The sequence below is a fragment of the Streptomyces sp. NPDC046931 genome (assembly GCF_040644655.1).
GTDB lineage: Bacteria > Actinomycetota > Actinomycetes > Streptomycetales > Streptomycetaceae > Streptomyces.
Genome location: NZ_JBEYWX010000005.1, coordinates 153,220 through 167,021, shown reverse-complemented (window position 1 = coordinate 167,021; position 13,802 = coordinate 153,220). Strand labels below are relative to the sequence as shown.

Below are 13,802 nucleotides of genomic sequence, written 5' to 3'. Positions count from 1 at the left end.
CCCTGCCGTGACCGGGGGCAGAAGATCAGATTGCCCCCGCAGGCGGGGAGGAGCATCGCGACCGCATCCGCCGACCAGCAGCGCGCTGTTCGTGGTCCTGGCCGCGTGGTCGGGCGGGTTCCTTTGCCACTGGCCGGCCGATGGGCGGATGCGCTGCGCAGATGTGGCATGCCCTCGCGTACGGCTGGGGCGTGCCGGATCGGTTGTCGCCGTCGGCGCGAGGCCTGACGCGGTATCGGCACGCTGCGGACGCGGGTGACTGAGGCAGGGCGCGGCTGGATGATCCGGGGCGGAGCGACCGGGGCCCACCCCACCGCACTTGTTTGTGCGGCGGGGTGGGCCGATGGACGTTTCTGATTACAGGCCGCAGGAGCCGCGGTCGAGGTGGAAGTAGCGGGCGTTGGCCCAGCGGCACAGCCGGATCCCGACGGTGACGCCGACGATGGTGACCAGGGCGGGCAGGTATCCGCTGGCGACCTGGACGATCGGGATTGCCGGGCACCCTCCGGAGATCGCCCAGCCCGTGCCGAACAGCACGGCGCCGGGAACCACGCCGGCGTGGATACGCCCCGGGGTGCGCCGGATTCGCAGCAGAGCGAACGCGCACACGATCATCACGACCGCGCCGGCGAAGGAGAGGAGCATGCGCAGGTCCTGGAAGGTGAACATGCGGTTCAGCTCGGTGTAGTCGCCGAATCCGATGTTGGAGACGGTGAAGCCGAGAGTCAGCCCAGTGATGATGTTGGCCAGCAGAATCGCACCCCGGGTACGCATCAGATCACCTTCCACAGCAGGAACGACACCACGACGGCGGTGCCGAAGAACACGGCGGTCGCGACCAGGCTGACCAGGCGTAGGCGGCCGCAGCCGTTGAGTCCGTGGCCGGAGCTGCACCCACCGGCCAGCCGGGTGCCGAAGCCGACCAGCACGCCCCCGAGGAACAGCAGGACGGTCATGGCGATCGGGTTTGCGGTGACTATGTTCCGGAATCCCGGTCCCATGTCGAAGCGGAGGCGGAACCGGCCGGAGGCGACCGCGGCGATCAGTCCGCCGAAGAAGATCGACGCCAGCAGGGCGGCCTGGGTCACCAGCGGGGCCGGGCCCGGGCCTGTCACCGAAGTGCTCTCATCTGCCGTCGGTTCGGCGTCCCTCTCGAGCAGCTGTGAAGTCCCGTACGGAGCCGACGCCGTGGGGCCGGTGCCGAAGTGCTCTGCCGTAGCTGCGGCGAGAGCGTCAGCGAGAGCGCGCTCGTCGGTGAACTCCTCGTCCATCCGCTCCAAACGGCGCTCCCTGCGCCAGTGCAACACGCGATCCCACGCGGACGACACCCCGAACGACCGGTCCGTGGTGAGGGCGTAGTTGATGGTGATCAGGGCGAGTCCGGCCGCTCCGGCCCACCAGGGCCAGTAGCCGCTCATGCGGGGCCTCCCATCCATTCGGTGAACCGAGTCCACCAGCCGCGTCTCGGTCTGGGCCGTTGCCCCGTGTGTCGAGATGAACGGTCTGGCGGCTGGAACACCGTTGGAGAGGGTGAGGGTCGATAGTGCGAGACCGGGATCGTCGAGGATGTCGGCCAAGCCCCCGTCTCCGATGCTGCGGACGCGGGTTCCGGTGGCTCGGGCGGCCTGACTGGTGTCGTCGGTGACCGGGACGCGGTCTCCTGTGGCCAGGGGTGTCGTGGTGCCGGGGCCTGCTGGAGTCTCTGCTCTGGGATGGCGGCATCGAACCGGTCCGCGCCGGTGGCGGCGACTTCAAGATGTCGCGCGCGGGCCCCGTTGGGCAGCAGGCTGATCGGCACACGCTCGCCGGTGAGTGACACCTGGTAGCGCGCACAGCCGAGCCACTGATCCTCGCTGTCGCAGTAGTAGTCGCGCCACCCTTGCAAGCTCGCCCTGAGCAAGGGGAAAAGGGGGCATCCTGCGGCGTGCGAGCAACTCACGTTGCTCCCTTCTGACCGGCGCACACCACCCGTTCGTGAGGGCGGTTGCCGTTCTCGGTCTCTTGCCCTCACCGCGCCCGGGTCGACGAACTGAGAAAGACGCGTGACGGCCTGTCACAACAAGGAAGGTGCCTCCATTTCTCGACCGGCCGAGATGGAACCACTGTTTCGGCGTCCGAGCAACTTCCGCAGCATTCCGAACGTGCCCGCCCAGTATTGCTGAGTGAGGTATGTCACGCGCTATCAGGTCGCGACGCAGCCCCACGACCGTCCCTGCCGCTGACGGAGTCGGTTGTTCGTGGAGACGGTGCAGATACGGGAGTCGTGTGTGGCGGACCTGTGAATCCGACTGTGATGAAACTGTTGATATTAATGGTCGGCAACAAGGGTGCGAATGAAGGAGAATCATGTGCCGACGTGCTGTCTGCCAGTCATGCCGGAAGGCGACCTACGAGGGCTGCGGCAGGCACGTGGAGCAAGTCCTCGCCGGCGTGCCAACCCATCAGCGGTGCACATGCCAGCCGGCGGGGCGCGAGTGTCTGGGCACGGGGGAGCCGAGAACTCGAACGGGACCGACTCTGGTCCAGCCGGACGCAGCGGTGCGGCGCACGCGCCTCCCTCGACTCCTGGACGGTTCAACTGGCCGCGTGAAGGGGCGCTGGTGGGACCGACTCATCGCGTGGATGAAAAGCCCAGCATGAGGCACGTGGAGACAGGGTGTGCTGCGCTCGCCGGAGGGGCGACCCGGGCCGGCTGTCAGGCGGCCGCACCCTCCCGGCGAGCGCGCTTTCGCTGCGGGCAGGCGACTTTACCCATGACGTCCTGGTCTGCCTGCCTCCCCTCAGAGCGCTACCCGGCCGTCGAGATCGCCGTCGACGTCCGCTGTGCCGGCCGGGCCTGCCCCTGCAGGCGTTGTCCGCGAACCGCCACCAGGGAGTCCGCCCCCAAAGTTCATGTCAGGGACCTCGTTCAGGCGGTTGTTTCGGAGGGAGCGTCACGGGTAAGCCCACGGGCACGCTTTCGGAAGGCTGAGTGCGGCCTGTGTGTGCTTTTTCACTGGTAATGCTTTTTGTGCCAGCAATTACTTCAATCCCGGCATCGCGAGATATCCCGCTCGGCAGACGCCCCATGTGTGTGCCTTTCGTAAAAGACTTGCAGAGGTGCCAGGTGTGTTCCTCCGTAAACGTGAGGGCCTGACAATCATCCCCGCCGGCCCGTGACACTCCTGTCTGGGCGGACGCTGATCGAAGTGACCCCCGGGCGGGGTTATGGCGCTCGGCCTCCGGGGGGAGTCATACGGGCGCCGCAGGGGCAGGCTCGGTTTCCCCCCGTAACCGGGCCTGCCTCTGCTTCGCATCACTGCGCACCGCGCGGCAGTCAGCCGCTCCGAATGCGCGGGCTGTGACATCGCCGGACTCATCGGCGCTGTATGGGTGGACCCAGGACCCAGGGGTCCCGTGGCGCTCACTCGCCCCCTTCTTTTTGAGTGAGCAGCCGCGTACACGGGGCAGGCAGACGCCCCCTCGTCTGCCTGCCCCATGGGCGGTGCCAGCGGCAGCCCGGTCCAGCGGGAAGGCGCGATGGGGCCGCCACCTGCGGCGCGACTACGGCCTTGCGGGGCGGGTCTGGGGGAGTACGAACGTTGTGGTGATCGGGGTGGGTGTCCAGGGACTGCTGGCGGACCGCTGTCAGTTGGACGAAAGGCTGGAGCGCGGTGCGATGGGGGAGGTGCGGGCCACCGACCAACTCAGGCCGTGGAGTTCTCACCGGACGGGCGCAGCCTGCTCGTAACCGAGGACCAGAGCCTTCGGGTGTGGCATCTGCCACCGACCGTGCTGGTCGGCTGCGGTTCCCTTAGTACTCCAGCCGTAGATCGTGATCTTCAGGTCTGATTCGCGGCTTGTCGGCGGTAATGGCTGGCCTGGGCTGGGGGCTGATGGCGGCGTCGCCGGACCAGCCGAGCCGGTGGGCTGCACCGTGCACGGGCCGAACGACGAGCGTGGTGAATAGTCGCTGGATCTCGCCGCAGGTGAGCGGGATCAGCCCGTCCGGGGCGGAATGGCGGGCGTGTTCGTCAGCGCGGACGACGGCGAGAAAGGCGTGGGCGAGCATGACCAGGGTGACCCAGCGAGACCACGAGCTGAAACGGCGGACCTGGTGCTCGTCCAGTCCGGCCAGGCCCTTTCCGGGGAAGGTCTCCTCCACCCGCCATCTCGACCCGGCGACCCGCACCAGCGTGGCCAAAGGCACCGCAGCCGGCGACCAGCAACGGTAGTAAGCCAGTTCACCGGTGGTGCGGTTGCGGCGGATCAGCAGTTGGTGGCTGCCGAGGCGGGGTTCGGCCAGGTCGATGACGGCCCAGTCGTAGAAGCGGTGCCCCTTGCCGCCGGCCGCTGCCGACAGCTTCAGCCAGGCCCACTTCGGCACCTTCACGGCCAGGGCATCCGCGCGGAACTTCCCCGCGCCCGTGGTGACTTCGGCCGAGCAAGCAACGGCGAGCACGTAGCCGACCCGGCGCTCTTCCAGCGCGGCCCGCAGCTTGGGGTTGCCGCCGTAGACCTCACGCCCGCGACCCAGCCGACACGGTGCCCGGCGTCAAGGAACCGGCCGATCATGCGGGCGGCCAGCTCCGGCTTGGTCGAGAAGACGGTGTCCTCGCCCAGTCCCGCCGCCCGGCAGCGGTCCGGGTCGCACGTCCACGAGCGCGGGACGTACAGCTCGCGGTCGATCGCCGCGTGTCCGCGGCGGCCTGCATAGACGAGGTAGACAGCGACCTGAGCGTTTTCGATCCTCCCGGCCGTGCCGGTGTACTGGCGCTGGACACCCACGGTGTGCGTGCCCTTCTTCACGTCCCCGGTCTCATCGACGACCAGCACCGCATCGTCGTCGTGCAGATGTTCCAGCACGTACTCGCGCACGTCATCGCGCACGGTGTCGGCATCCCACTTAGCCCGGCCGAGCAGGTGCTGCATTCCATGCGGACTGGCCTGCCCGGCCCACTCGGCGATGCTCCAGCAGTTCTTGCGCGACAGGTCCGACAGCAGCCCCAGCACCAAGTTCCGCACCCGACGCCGGGGTTGAACCCGCGCGAACCGGCCCGCTATCCGGGACATCGGGACCTCGAACGCCTCCTGCCAGCGGGCAGGGTCTACGCTGTGACTCGCGGCCACCGCATGATCTTCAGTCTTCACACACCGATGATCAACGGTGGCCGCGCCCGTCTTCACCGCCCCTCGGTCACGACGTGCGAAGACGGGGCCGCATCCCTTCCGTGTCCCGCACGGGGCACGCAGCGTTCGCCCGCCGTCTCGTGTCAGGAGGACACATGCAACGCGGTGAAGTCTGGTGGGTCGACTTCGATGAGCGACGCCCGGTGGTGCTGCTCTCGGACGAGGAGTCATCCGGGTTTCAGGCGATGCAGGTCGTTGCGCCAGCGGGCGTCGACATCAGCGGCCTGGGCGTTGAAGTGGCCGTAGGAGCCCCGGAAGGACTGCCCTTCGAAGGCGTGCTGCGGTTCGCGTTCCCGCGTCCAGGCTTTACTCCGTGCACATGGCTGACCACCGTGGCCCGGGACGATCTGATCGAGCGGGCGGGCGTGTTGTCCTCCGTGAAGCTCAGCGAGGTTGGAGAAGCCCTCCGTGCCGCTGGAGAGAGGAGGGAGTGGACCCCGATGACGGCTGCCAGGATCAGCGAGATCAAAGATGCCCGCCGTCTCGAAGGACTCGAGTAGCGGACGCCTGTGCTGCCCAGCTCGACGGCGGGTGCCTCCAGCCGGTGACACCGGCCTGGCACCCGCACGGGTGGTGCGCCCCGTGGGGACGCACCACCGCTGGCCGTGTCCGCGCCGGTTCGTGGCTCCGCCCATCGCCTTTCCCTGTGGCGGTGGGTGGCTGTATGCCGGCAGCGGGCGAAGACGATGGCGACGGGCTGGTCGCTGTGGCTTGTGAGGTGCAGAAGGGAGTTCGGGGGAGTGCGCGCGGGACTCCCCGGCTGGAAAGCGGTGTCGGATGCCGGTGCTGCAGTGCCAGGTGCGGTCGTTCCAGTCGATGTTCTGCAGGCACACGCGTGCCTTGTAGCCGTGGTCGTCCCAGTAGAAGCCGATGCTGTCCTACTGGTTGCGGACCATGTGATACCAGGTGATCCGCTCGTAGCTTCCGCCGTGCTTGCGTTCGAGCATCATGAAGCAGTTGGCGTTGTTCCACGAGCGGACCACCGTGACAGTGGCTACGGGCGCTGATCTGTGACGAGTTAGAGGCAACCCGTTGCAAACGGCCGAACAATTCGGACGCTGACGAATTGACACCGATGTCAGGTCAAGCCATCAGGCTCAGCGCCGGTTCGACCGCCGACGTCGCGGCCAGCAGGCGCCCGACGAGGTCGGAAAGCCGCACCGCCTGGCCGGGGTTGAGTCGGGGGTCGCAGGCGGTGCGGTACCGGTCGGCCAGGTAGGCATCATCGATGTCCGCGTCGACGCACTCGGTGACGTCGTCGCCGGACACCTCCAGATGGACGCCACCCGGAAGCATCCCCGTGTCCAGGCAGGCCGCGAAGAACGCGTGCAGCTCCTCTTCGATCGCCGGCATCGTTCGGGTCTTCACGCCCCTCGCGCTGGTCGTCCCGTTGCCGTGCATGGGGTCGCTGACGAAGCGGTCGGCGAGTCCCGTGTCCGCCGCGGTGGTGAGCAGCTCCCGGCAGCGTTCGTAGGCATGGGCGCGGCCCATGCGGAAGATGAAGGTCAGCCGTCCGGGCAGGTTGTCCGGGTTGAGCACGCCGTGCAGGGAGAGCAGGTCCTGCGGGGTGCAGCCGGGTCCGACCTTGACGGCGATCGGATTGGCGATTCCCGTGGCGAACTCGATGTGCGGACCGGTGAGGGAGCGGGTGCGTTCCCCGATCCACAGCAGGTGCGCGGACAGGTCGTACCGGTTGCCGTCCTCGGGGCAGTGCCGGGTCTGGGGCCGTTCGTAGTCGAGCAGCAGGGCTTCGTGGGAGGTGAACACGCCCGAACCCGCCATGAACGAAAGGGCTTTGCTCGATTCCTGGTAGGTGCGCAACAGGTTGCGGGGGTTGGGTGTGCGTCCTCGTTCGGAGAAGTCCACGGAGTTCACGGCGTCGCCGAAGTAGGAGGGCAGGGCGAGTTCACCGCGTCGCTCGACGGGTGAGGAGCGGGGTTTGGCGTACTGGCCGGCGATACGGCCGACGGTGACGACCGGGGCTCCGGAGGCCGCCGTGATCCGGTCGGACATGGTGCGCAGGAGGTCGACACGGTTCACCACGGAGCGGGGGGTGTTGTCCCGGAAGGTCTCCGCGCAGTCCCCGGCCTGGAGGAGGAAGGCGGGCGTCGAGAGTTCGGAGCGCAGGGTACGGCAGTCCGCGGCCGACACGAGCGGGTCGACGTGGCGGAGGACCCTGCGCACGTGCTCCGCTTCGGACGCGTCCGGCCACCGCGGCTGGTGGTGCTCTCCCGAGACGGCCCGTGCGCCGTCCGCCGTCGGCCCTTCGTTCACGGACGAGCTCGCCGCCGCCCCGGCCGCGAGGAACCGGGGGTTGAAGACCTCGTGCACGAGCACCGTGACGCGGTTGGAGAACGCGATTTCGTAGGCGCGGCCGGGCGAGCCGGCCGGGAGCATGCCGAAGCGGTCGGTGGTGACCCCGGTGGCGAAGATCCGACGCCGCTCGAACAGCCCCAGTTGCCGGGTGTGCAGTCCGAAGGGCGTGTCGCCGCTGGGTATGACGTGGTCCCGGTCGCTCCGGCGGAAGGTGATGAGGTTCTCGCTCACCACCGCGCCCGCGCTGTCACGCAGCCGGGAATGGCGGATGCCCAGGTCGGTGTGCGGGACGGCGTCGAAGACCTTGGCGAGATGGCCGGACGGTGGAAGCGAACCGATGTCCATGTCCGGCAGCACCTCCGCGGACAGCGTGGAGCCCACGAGCGACTGCAGCAGTACGGTCGTGGATCCTTCGTTGTGCAGCAACATGCGGGTCGGCGAGGGCATCGCAGGTGGCGCCGCGAATTCGGGGTACGCAAACAATCGAAACACCCTTATTTCATGGAATGGTCATCGTGATGCATGCGGATGGGGACGCGGGCGAGCGGCCGGCGCGCCGACGGGGTCTCTCCTCGGGTGACCCGCGTTCAGGCCGTGGCGGCCGGCTCGGCGTGCGCACGGGCCTCGGCGACCGCCTGCCCGATCAGCTTCGCCGCCACCTCGGCGCCGTTGCTGGTGGGCGCGATCGCCCGCGATGCCTCGGCGGTCGTCCGGGTGAACGTGTCCGACGCGGAGAACGCGTCCTGCAGAATGCCGAGGAGCGTCGCCGCGTCCGGTTCGGTCACCGTGGTGTAGCCGAGCAGCGCGAGGCGGCGCATCGCCTCGAGTTCGTGGTATTCGTCGCGGCCGCTGAGCACGTAGGCGACAGGGGCGTTCATCACCGCCATCTCGGTCACCGAGATCCACCCCGGGGGCGAGAGCACGACCTTGGCGTGCTTCACCAGGGAGTGCCAGTCGGTGACGTAGTTGAGGAACACCACGCCGTCGATGTCCTCGGTGAACTCCTGCCTGCCGATGACCACGAGCCGGGCCTGCGGATGCGCCGCCCTCAGCTTCTCGAAGGCGGTGAGGTAGTTGGCCAGCAGGCGGTCCTTGTTCTCGGTGAACATCGTGGTGCCGCCGAACCCGGCGACGATGTACTGGCTCCCGGCGAGGCCGAATCGTTCGTCGACCTCCTCGCGCGGGGCCGGATCGGCGGCGCACGCGTCGCGCACGATCGGTCCGACGAAGTGGCCGGTGCCCGCCGCGATGGCGCGGAACACGGGAGTGCCGCGGTCGAGTTGGTCGACGGTCGGCTTGTCCGTGAGTACCGCCCGGGCGCGCCGTGTCACCCAGTCGAACAAGGTGGTGAGCGAGGAGCGGATGGCGTCCACCTCGTCCGTGTCGCCGACGGTGAAGCCGGCTTCCACCAGGCTGTCGTTGTCGAGCTGGCCGAGCGTGAAGTCGTAGCGCTCGGTGATCAGGACATGAGGAACGCCCGAAACCTCGGCTGCCAGGCTGGCGGCCACGTTGTAGTCGCTCACCACGACGTCGGGTCGGACGGCGGCGATGAGGGCCACTGCGTTGAGCATCCTGTCGCCGCTGATGAACGTCCGGTCCAGATAGCCGGTGACGTACGTGGTCCAGTCGAAACTCCGGCCGAGCTGCGAGGTGTTGGCGTGGTCCCGCTCGGCCGGCGCCACATGCACGTGTACGCCGTGGGCCTCGAACATCGGGGTGAAGACCGCGCTCTTGGAGCCGAGGTACACGTGCTGCTCGGACTCGGGAAACAGCTCGCGCACCTTCGCGGCGACCGCGAGGGCCCGCATGTTGTGACCCGTGCCGGTTTCGGCCGGGAGGTAGAGAACCTTCATCTGAAGGACGCCTTTCGGGTTGGGCCGTGGGCGGCGGGGCCGGTCACGGCGGCATCGGACCGAGGCCCCCGGGCACGGCGTCGCGGACGTCACGCGCACCCGCCGCCGCTTCGTCGCGGCGGGGGAACAGGGTCGTCAGGAGGGGGAGCCGGGCGGCGGCCCCGATGCCGGGGCCCCGCGCGGAGCAGGGCGGAGGGCGCGATCAGGACGGACGTGGGCCGCATCGGGCTTGGGAGCAACTCTCCCGCCCCGCCCCCGTGTGAGTGTTTACTGGCGTGCCGTCCAGTATGCTGTCATCTCTTGGCAGCGTGAAGGACGCCCCTTCATGGGCCGGCCGGGGGCGCTCGCCGATCAGGCGTTCGCCAGCTCCATCACGTACCGGCCGTAACTGGACGACGGCGAGATCTCCTTGCCGAGCAGGGCCAGTTGCTCCTTGCCGACGTAGCCCATGCGGTAGGCGACCTCTTCAAGACAGGAGATGCGGATGCCCTGGCGCTTCTCCAGCACCTGAACGAACATCGCCGCCTCGAGGAGGCTGTCGTGCGTACCGGTGTCGAACCACGCCGATCCTCGACCCAGGTTGACGAGCCGGGCGCGCCCCTCGCGGACGTAGGTGAGGTTGAGATCGGTGATCTCCAGCTCGCCGCGCACCGACGGGGTGAGCCGGGCGGCCCGGCTCACCGCGTCGGCGTCGTACATGTACAGCCCCGTGACGGCGAGGTTGGAGGCGGGCGCCACGGGCTTCTCCTCCAGGGTGACAATGGTCCCGTCGTCGTCGACGGTCGCCACGCCGTAGCGCTCCGGGTCGCTGACCGGGTATCCGAACAACGTGCAGCCGTCGAGCCGTTCGGCCTCCTGGCGGAGCATGTCGGGCAGCCGGTGCCCGTAGAAGATGTTGTCGCCGAGGATGAGACAGATGTCGTGGCCGTCCGTGAACGGTCCGCCCAGGACGAGGGCTTCGGCGATCCCGCGCGGCGCCTGCTGCACGGTGTAGGTGAGCGAGATACCGAGGCGAGCGCCGTCACCGAGGAGCGACTGATAGGTCCCCACGTGGTCGGGGGCGGAGATGATCAGGATCTCCCGGATGCCGGCCTGCATCAGGACGGACAGCGGGTAGTAGATCATGGGCTTGTCGTAGACCGGCAGCAACTGCTTGGAGTGCACGCTGGTGAGGGGGCGCAGCCGGGTTCCGGAGCCGCCGGCGAGGATGATGCCGCGCATGGGACTTCCTTCGGGTTCGTCGGTCGTCTGTCGCAGGGATGGGCGGCGCGCCCGTCAGGCGACGCTCTCGCTCATCAGGGGCTGCCACCAGGCGGCGCTGTCGCGGTACCAGGCGATTGTCTCGGCGAGCCCGTCCTCGAAGGCGACCTGCGGACGATAGCCGAGCGCCCGCAGCTTGCCGTCGTCCAGTGAGTAGCGGCGGTCGTGGCCCTTGCGATCGGGCACCGGCCGCACGGACGACCAGTCGGCTCCGCAGGCGTCGAGGATCAGACCGGTGAGGTGGCGGTTGGTCAATTCCCTTCCGCCGCCGATGTTGTACACCTCCCCGGGTGCACCCTTGGCCAGGACGAGGTCGATGCCACGGCAGTGGTCGTCGACGTGGAGCCAGTCACGGACGTTGAGTCCGTCGCCGTACAGCGGCACCGTCCCGCCCCGCAGCAGTGTGGTCACGAAGAGGGGGATGACCTTTTCCGGGTACTGGTACGGGCCGTAGTTGTTGCTGCAGCGCGTGATGCCGACGTTCAGGCCGTGGGTGCGGGCGTACGCGAGGACCAGGAGGTCGGCGCCCGCCTTGGCGGCGGCGTAGGGGGAGTTGGGAGCCAGAGGCCACTCCTCGGTCCACGAGCCGGACTCGATCGAACCGTACACCTCGTCCGTGGAGACGTGGACGAACCGCGGCACGCCTGCGTACAGGGCTGCCTGCAGCAGGTTCTGGGTGCCGAGCACATTGGTGTGGACGAATTCGGCGGAGCTGTGGATGGAGCGGTCGACATGGGTCTCGGCGGCGAAGTTCACCACCGCGTCCACATCGGAGAGCAGGCCCGGGACGAGCAGCGGGTCGGCTATGTCTCCCTCGACGAAGCGCAGCGCGGGATGTGCCGCGACCGGGGCGAGGTTGGCCAGGTTGCCCGCGTAGGTCAGTTTGTCGAGCACGGTGACGCGATCGGCGGGAATGTCCGAGCGGCCGTCAAGAAGCCTTCTCACATAATTACTGCCGATGAAACCGGCGCCACCCGTGACTAATACGTGCATGAATTATCTCGCCCTTCGACGGTGTTACTCGCGGTTTTGCGGTGTTCCGCACCGTTCCCAGGGATGCAAGACGGAAGGAAACCGGAATGAGATACCCGTTTCCTCGTTGCCCCCGTTCGCTCCGGGCACGTCTCTGGCCGAAGCGATCTACAAGGATCGTAGAACATCGAACATGCCTGCGCAACACTATACTAGCCACCCCGCTAGCGAGGTGATGCGATGCTGATCACGTATCGGGTAACGAGTTCCCCAAGTCCGCACTTGGGAATCGTAAGCGGAATATTTCATTCCTCAAGTTGTCACACGGATGAAAACTCTGTTACAGACGATTGACCGACGGCGGATCGTCAAGAACTTCAGTCACCCCTTGCACGGCCGCGGTCCGAAACATTAGTTTCAGGTGACATGGAACATTCCCTCACATCGTTATCCGAGCCTCTGCCCCCGGAGACAAGGGATCCGTCGGCGCTTGTCGAGGCGGGCACGGAGGTGGCGCCAGGAACGACCGTGGGTCCCGGCGCGTGGATCCGCTTCGGCACCGCCGTGCGCGCGTCCGTCGTGGAGGGCGGTGTCTTCATCGGGTTCCGCTGCCGGATCGACAGCGCGCGCATCGTCTCGGGCTGCCAGATCGCCTCGATGTCCCGCATCGGCCGGTCGGGGGCCGCTCCGGTCCTCGTGGAGGCCGGGGCCTGGATCGGCGCGCGGGCCGTGGTGGATCCGGGGGTCCGGATAGGCCCGGGGGCCGTGGTCGCGGCCGGCGCCCATGTCACCGCCGACGTGCCCGCGGACACGATCGTCGTGGGGCGCCCGGCGCGCGTCCTGCGCCGGCGCGATGTCGTCGAGGACGGGGCGCCCGACTTCACCTCCGTCGTCGCCCGCGTACGGGCCCGCGCCGACTTCGGCCGCAAGCCCCTGCCGACCGGGTGGACCTCGGACGGGGGCGGACTCCTCGACGCGGACCTCTCCGGCGGCCCCGCCGTCCATCTGGGTGCCGCAGTGGTCGCCATGGGGCGCGCCGACGGCCCATCGCCTCGGGGCGGCCTGCGGGTCGGCCCGGACGTGCGGATCGGGGCCGGGTCGGTGCTGGAGGGCTCCGACGGCATCGACATCGGCCCGGGCACGGAGCTGGGAGCACGGGTTCTCGTGGTCTCCAGCGGCCACGATCTGACGCGGCGTTCCCTGCCCTGGCAGGGCGGCCCCGTCGTCGTCGGCGCCGGCGTCCGGGTCGGCGCCGACGCCACCCTGGTCGGCCCCTGCGCACTGGGCGACGGAGCCGTGGTCGCCCCGGGCGCGGTCGTCGTCGGTGACGTCCCGGCCGGACACACCACCGCCGGGGTCCTGGCGCCCCGCCGGGGGAGCCGTCCGTGAGATTGCTCCGACGCCCCACCCGACCGGTCGGGGGCACACGGCGAGCACCCTCGCCCCCGCCCGCGAGCTGCGCCGCCAGGCACCGGAAGCCGAACTCACCGTGCTGTGGGCTCGTCGCGCTCCACGTTCGGCCCCCTCTTCGGCGCGGCCGGGGTCACGGCGACCGACACGACGGAGAGCACCGCCGGGCACGTGCCGCGCACCGGTCTGCGGCGCGAGCTCGGCGGGACGACGTACATCGGCGCCCTCGCCGGCCCCGCCTTCCCGGACGGCGAACAGGTGCTCGGCCATCTGGCGCACTACCGGGAGCGCCGACCGACCTGGTGGCCGGCATCCAGGACATCCCTCTCGGCATCGGCGGCTTGTCCCACGCGTTGGTCACTGACCGCCATGACGTGCCCCTCCGCCACCTCGGCGAGAGGGTACTGCGTCCTCGTCCACCGGCGGCTGCGCCGGCAGTACCCGGACCCACGGCTCGTCCTGCTGACCCATGAGGGCGTGGAGGCTCCGGACGGAGTGGTCGTGCGCGGCTTCCTGCCCGGCCGGATGAAGCTGCCGCATGGGGCCGACTTCCTGGTGCCGACGCCCGGCTGGGCGACGGCGACGGGGGCGGCCGTCGCGCGGGTTCCCACCCTCTTCGTCCTCGGCGGACCCGGCGAGTACCACGAGGCCGAGGAGTTCGACCGGTTCACCGACACGGCCTCCCCGCCTTCACCGCACCGACGATCGATCAACTTGCTGACATAGCAGGGTAGTTCACCGGCAACCGCGCCACTGCAACATCGCCTGTCCGGCTCACCGCGGCCCGCGGCACCGGCCCGGGCTGCGCACACCCCGCGGCCG

The 13,802-nt window shown here is 68.9% G+C and carries 9 protein-coding genes and 1 pseudogene; 3 read left to right on the top strand and 7 right to left on the bottom strand.

Translation table 11 applies throughout. The features are described 5' to 3' along the window. Window positions 1-357: 357 nt before the first annotated feature. The 3 genes and pseudogenes from ABZ876_RS12690 to ABZ876_RS12680 form a co-directional block, all read right to left on the bottom strand. Window positions 358-774 (bottom strand): YeeE/YedE thiosulfate transporter family protein, encoded by a 417-nt coding sequence (locus tag ABZ876_RS12690; protein ID WP_361778553.1) that lies wholly within the window; start codon window positions 772-774, stop codon window positions 358-360. After that, complete coding sequence (locus ABZ876_RS12685; RefSeq protein WP_361778550.1) at window positions 774-1,418, bottom strand: YeeE/YedE thiosulfate transporter family protein; 645 nt, start codon at window positions 1,416-1,418, stop codon at window positions 774-776. Before ABZ876_RS12685 ends, ABZ876_RS12690 begins: the two co-directional genes overlap by 1 nt. 2,403 nt (window positions 1,419-3,821) lie before the next feature. Beyond that, window positions 3,822-5,052 (bottom strand): annotated as a pseudogene (locus ABZ876_RS12680) (IS701 family transposase). A 212-nt stretch (window positions 5,053-5,264) separates the two neighbouring features. Between ABZ876_RS12680 and ABZ876_RS12675 the strand changes: the two are divergent. Next, window positions 5,265-5,669 (top strand): type II toxin-antitoxin system PemK/MazF family toxin, encoded by a 405-nt coding sequence (locus ABZ876_RS12675; protein ID WP_063731101.1) that lies wholly within the window; start codon window positions 5,265-5,267, stop codon window positions 5,667-5,669. 583 nt (window positions 5,670-6,252) lie between these two features. Here ABZ876_RS12675 and ABZ876_RS12670 read toward each other — a convergent pair. The 4 genes from ABZ876_RS12670 to rfbB form a co-directional block, all read right to left on the bottom strand. Continuing rightward, window positions 6,253-7,914 (bottom strand): 3-deoxy-7-phosphoheptulonate synthase, encoded by a 1,662-nt coding sequence (locus tag ABZ876_RS12670; protein WP_361778546.1) that lies wholly within the window; start codon window positions 7,912-7,914, stop codon window positions 6,253-6,255. A gap of 158 nt (window positions 7,915-8,072) precedes the next feature. Then, window positions 8,073-9,338: a hypothetical protein gene (locus ABZ876_RS12665; RefSeq protein WP_361778543.1), complete on the bottom strand. Its 1,266-nt coding sequence runs from the start codon at window positions 9,336-9,338 to the stop codon at window positions 8,073-8,075. Window positions 9,339-9,689: 351 nt separating this feature from the next. Further along, on the bottom strand, window positions 9,690-10,559 hold the full coding sequence (gene rfbA, locus ABZ876_RS12660) for a glucose-1-phosphate thymidylyltransferase RfbA (protein WP_361778540.1): 870 nt from the start codon (window positions 10,557-10,559) through the stop codon (window positions 9,690-9,692). 54 nt (window positions 10,560-10,613) lie between these two features. Continuing rightward, the gene (gene rfbB / locus ABZ876_RS12655; protein ID WP_361778538.1) at window positions 10,614-11,591 is read right to left on the bottom strand and encodes a dTDP-glucose 4,6-dehydratase; all 978 of its coding nucleotides are present in this window, start codon (window positions 11,589-11,591) and stop codon (window positions 10,614-10,616) included. 507 nt (window positions 11,592-12,098) lie between these two features. Here rfbB and ABZ876_RS12650 point away from each other — a divergent pair. Then, window positions 12,099-12,959, top strand: a complete 861-nt coding sequence (locus tag ABZ876_RS12650) for a DapH/DapD/GlmU-related protein (RefSeq protein WP_361778535.1) — start codon at window positions 12,099-12,101, stop codon at window positions 12,957-12,959. A gap of 105 nt (window positions 12,960-13,064) precedes the next feature. After that, window positions 13,065-13,706 (top strand): hypothetical protein, encoded by a 642-nt coding sequence (locus tag ABZ876_RS12645; RefSeq protein WP_361778532.1) that lies wholly within the window; start codon window positions 13,065-13,067, stop codon window positions 13,704-13,706. Window positions 13,707-13,802 lie beyond the last annotated feature (96 nt).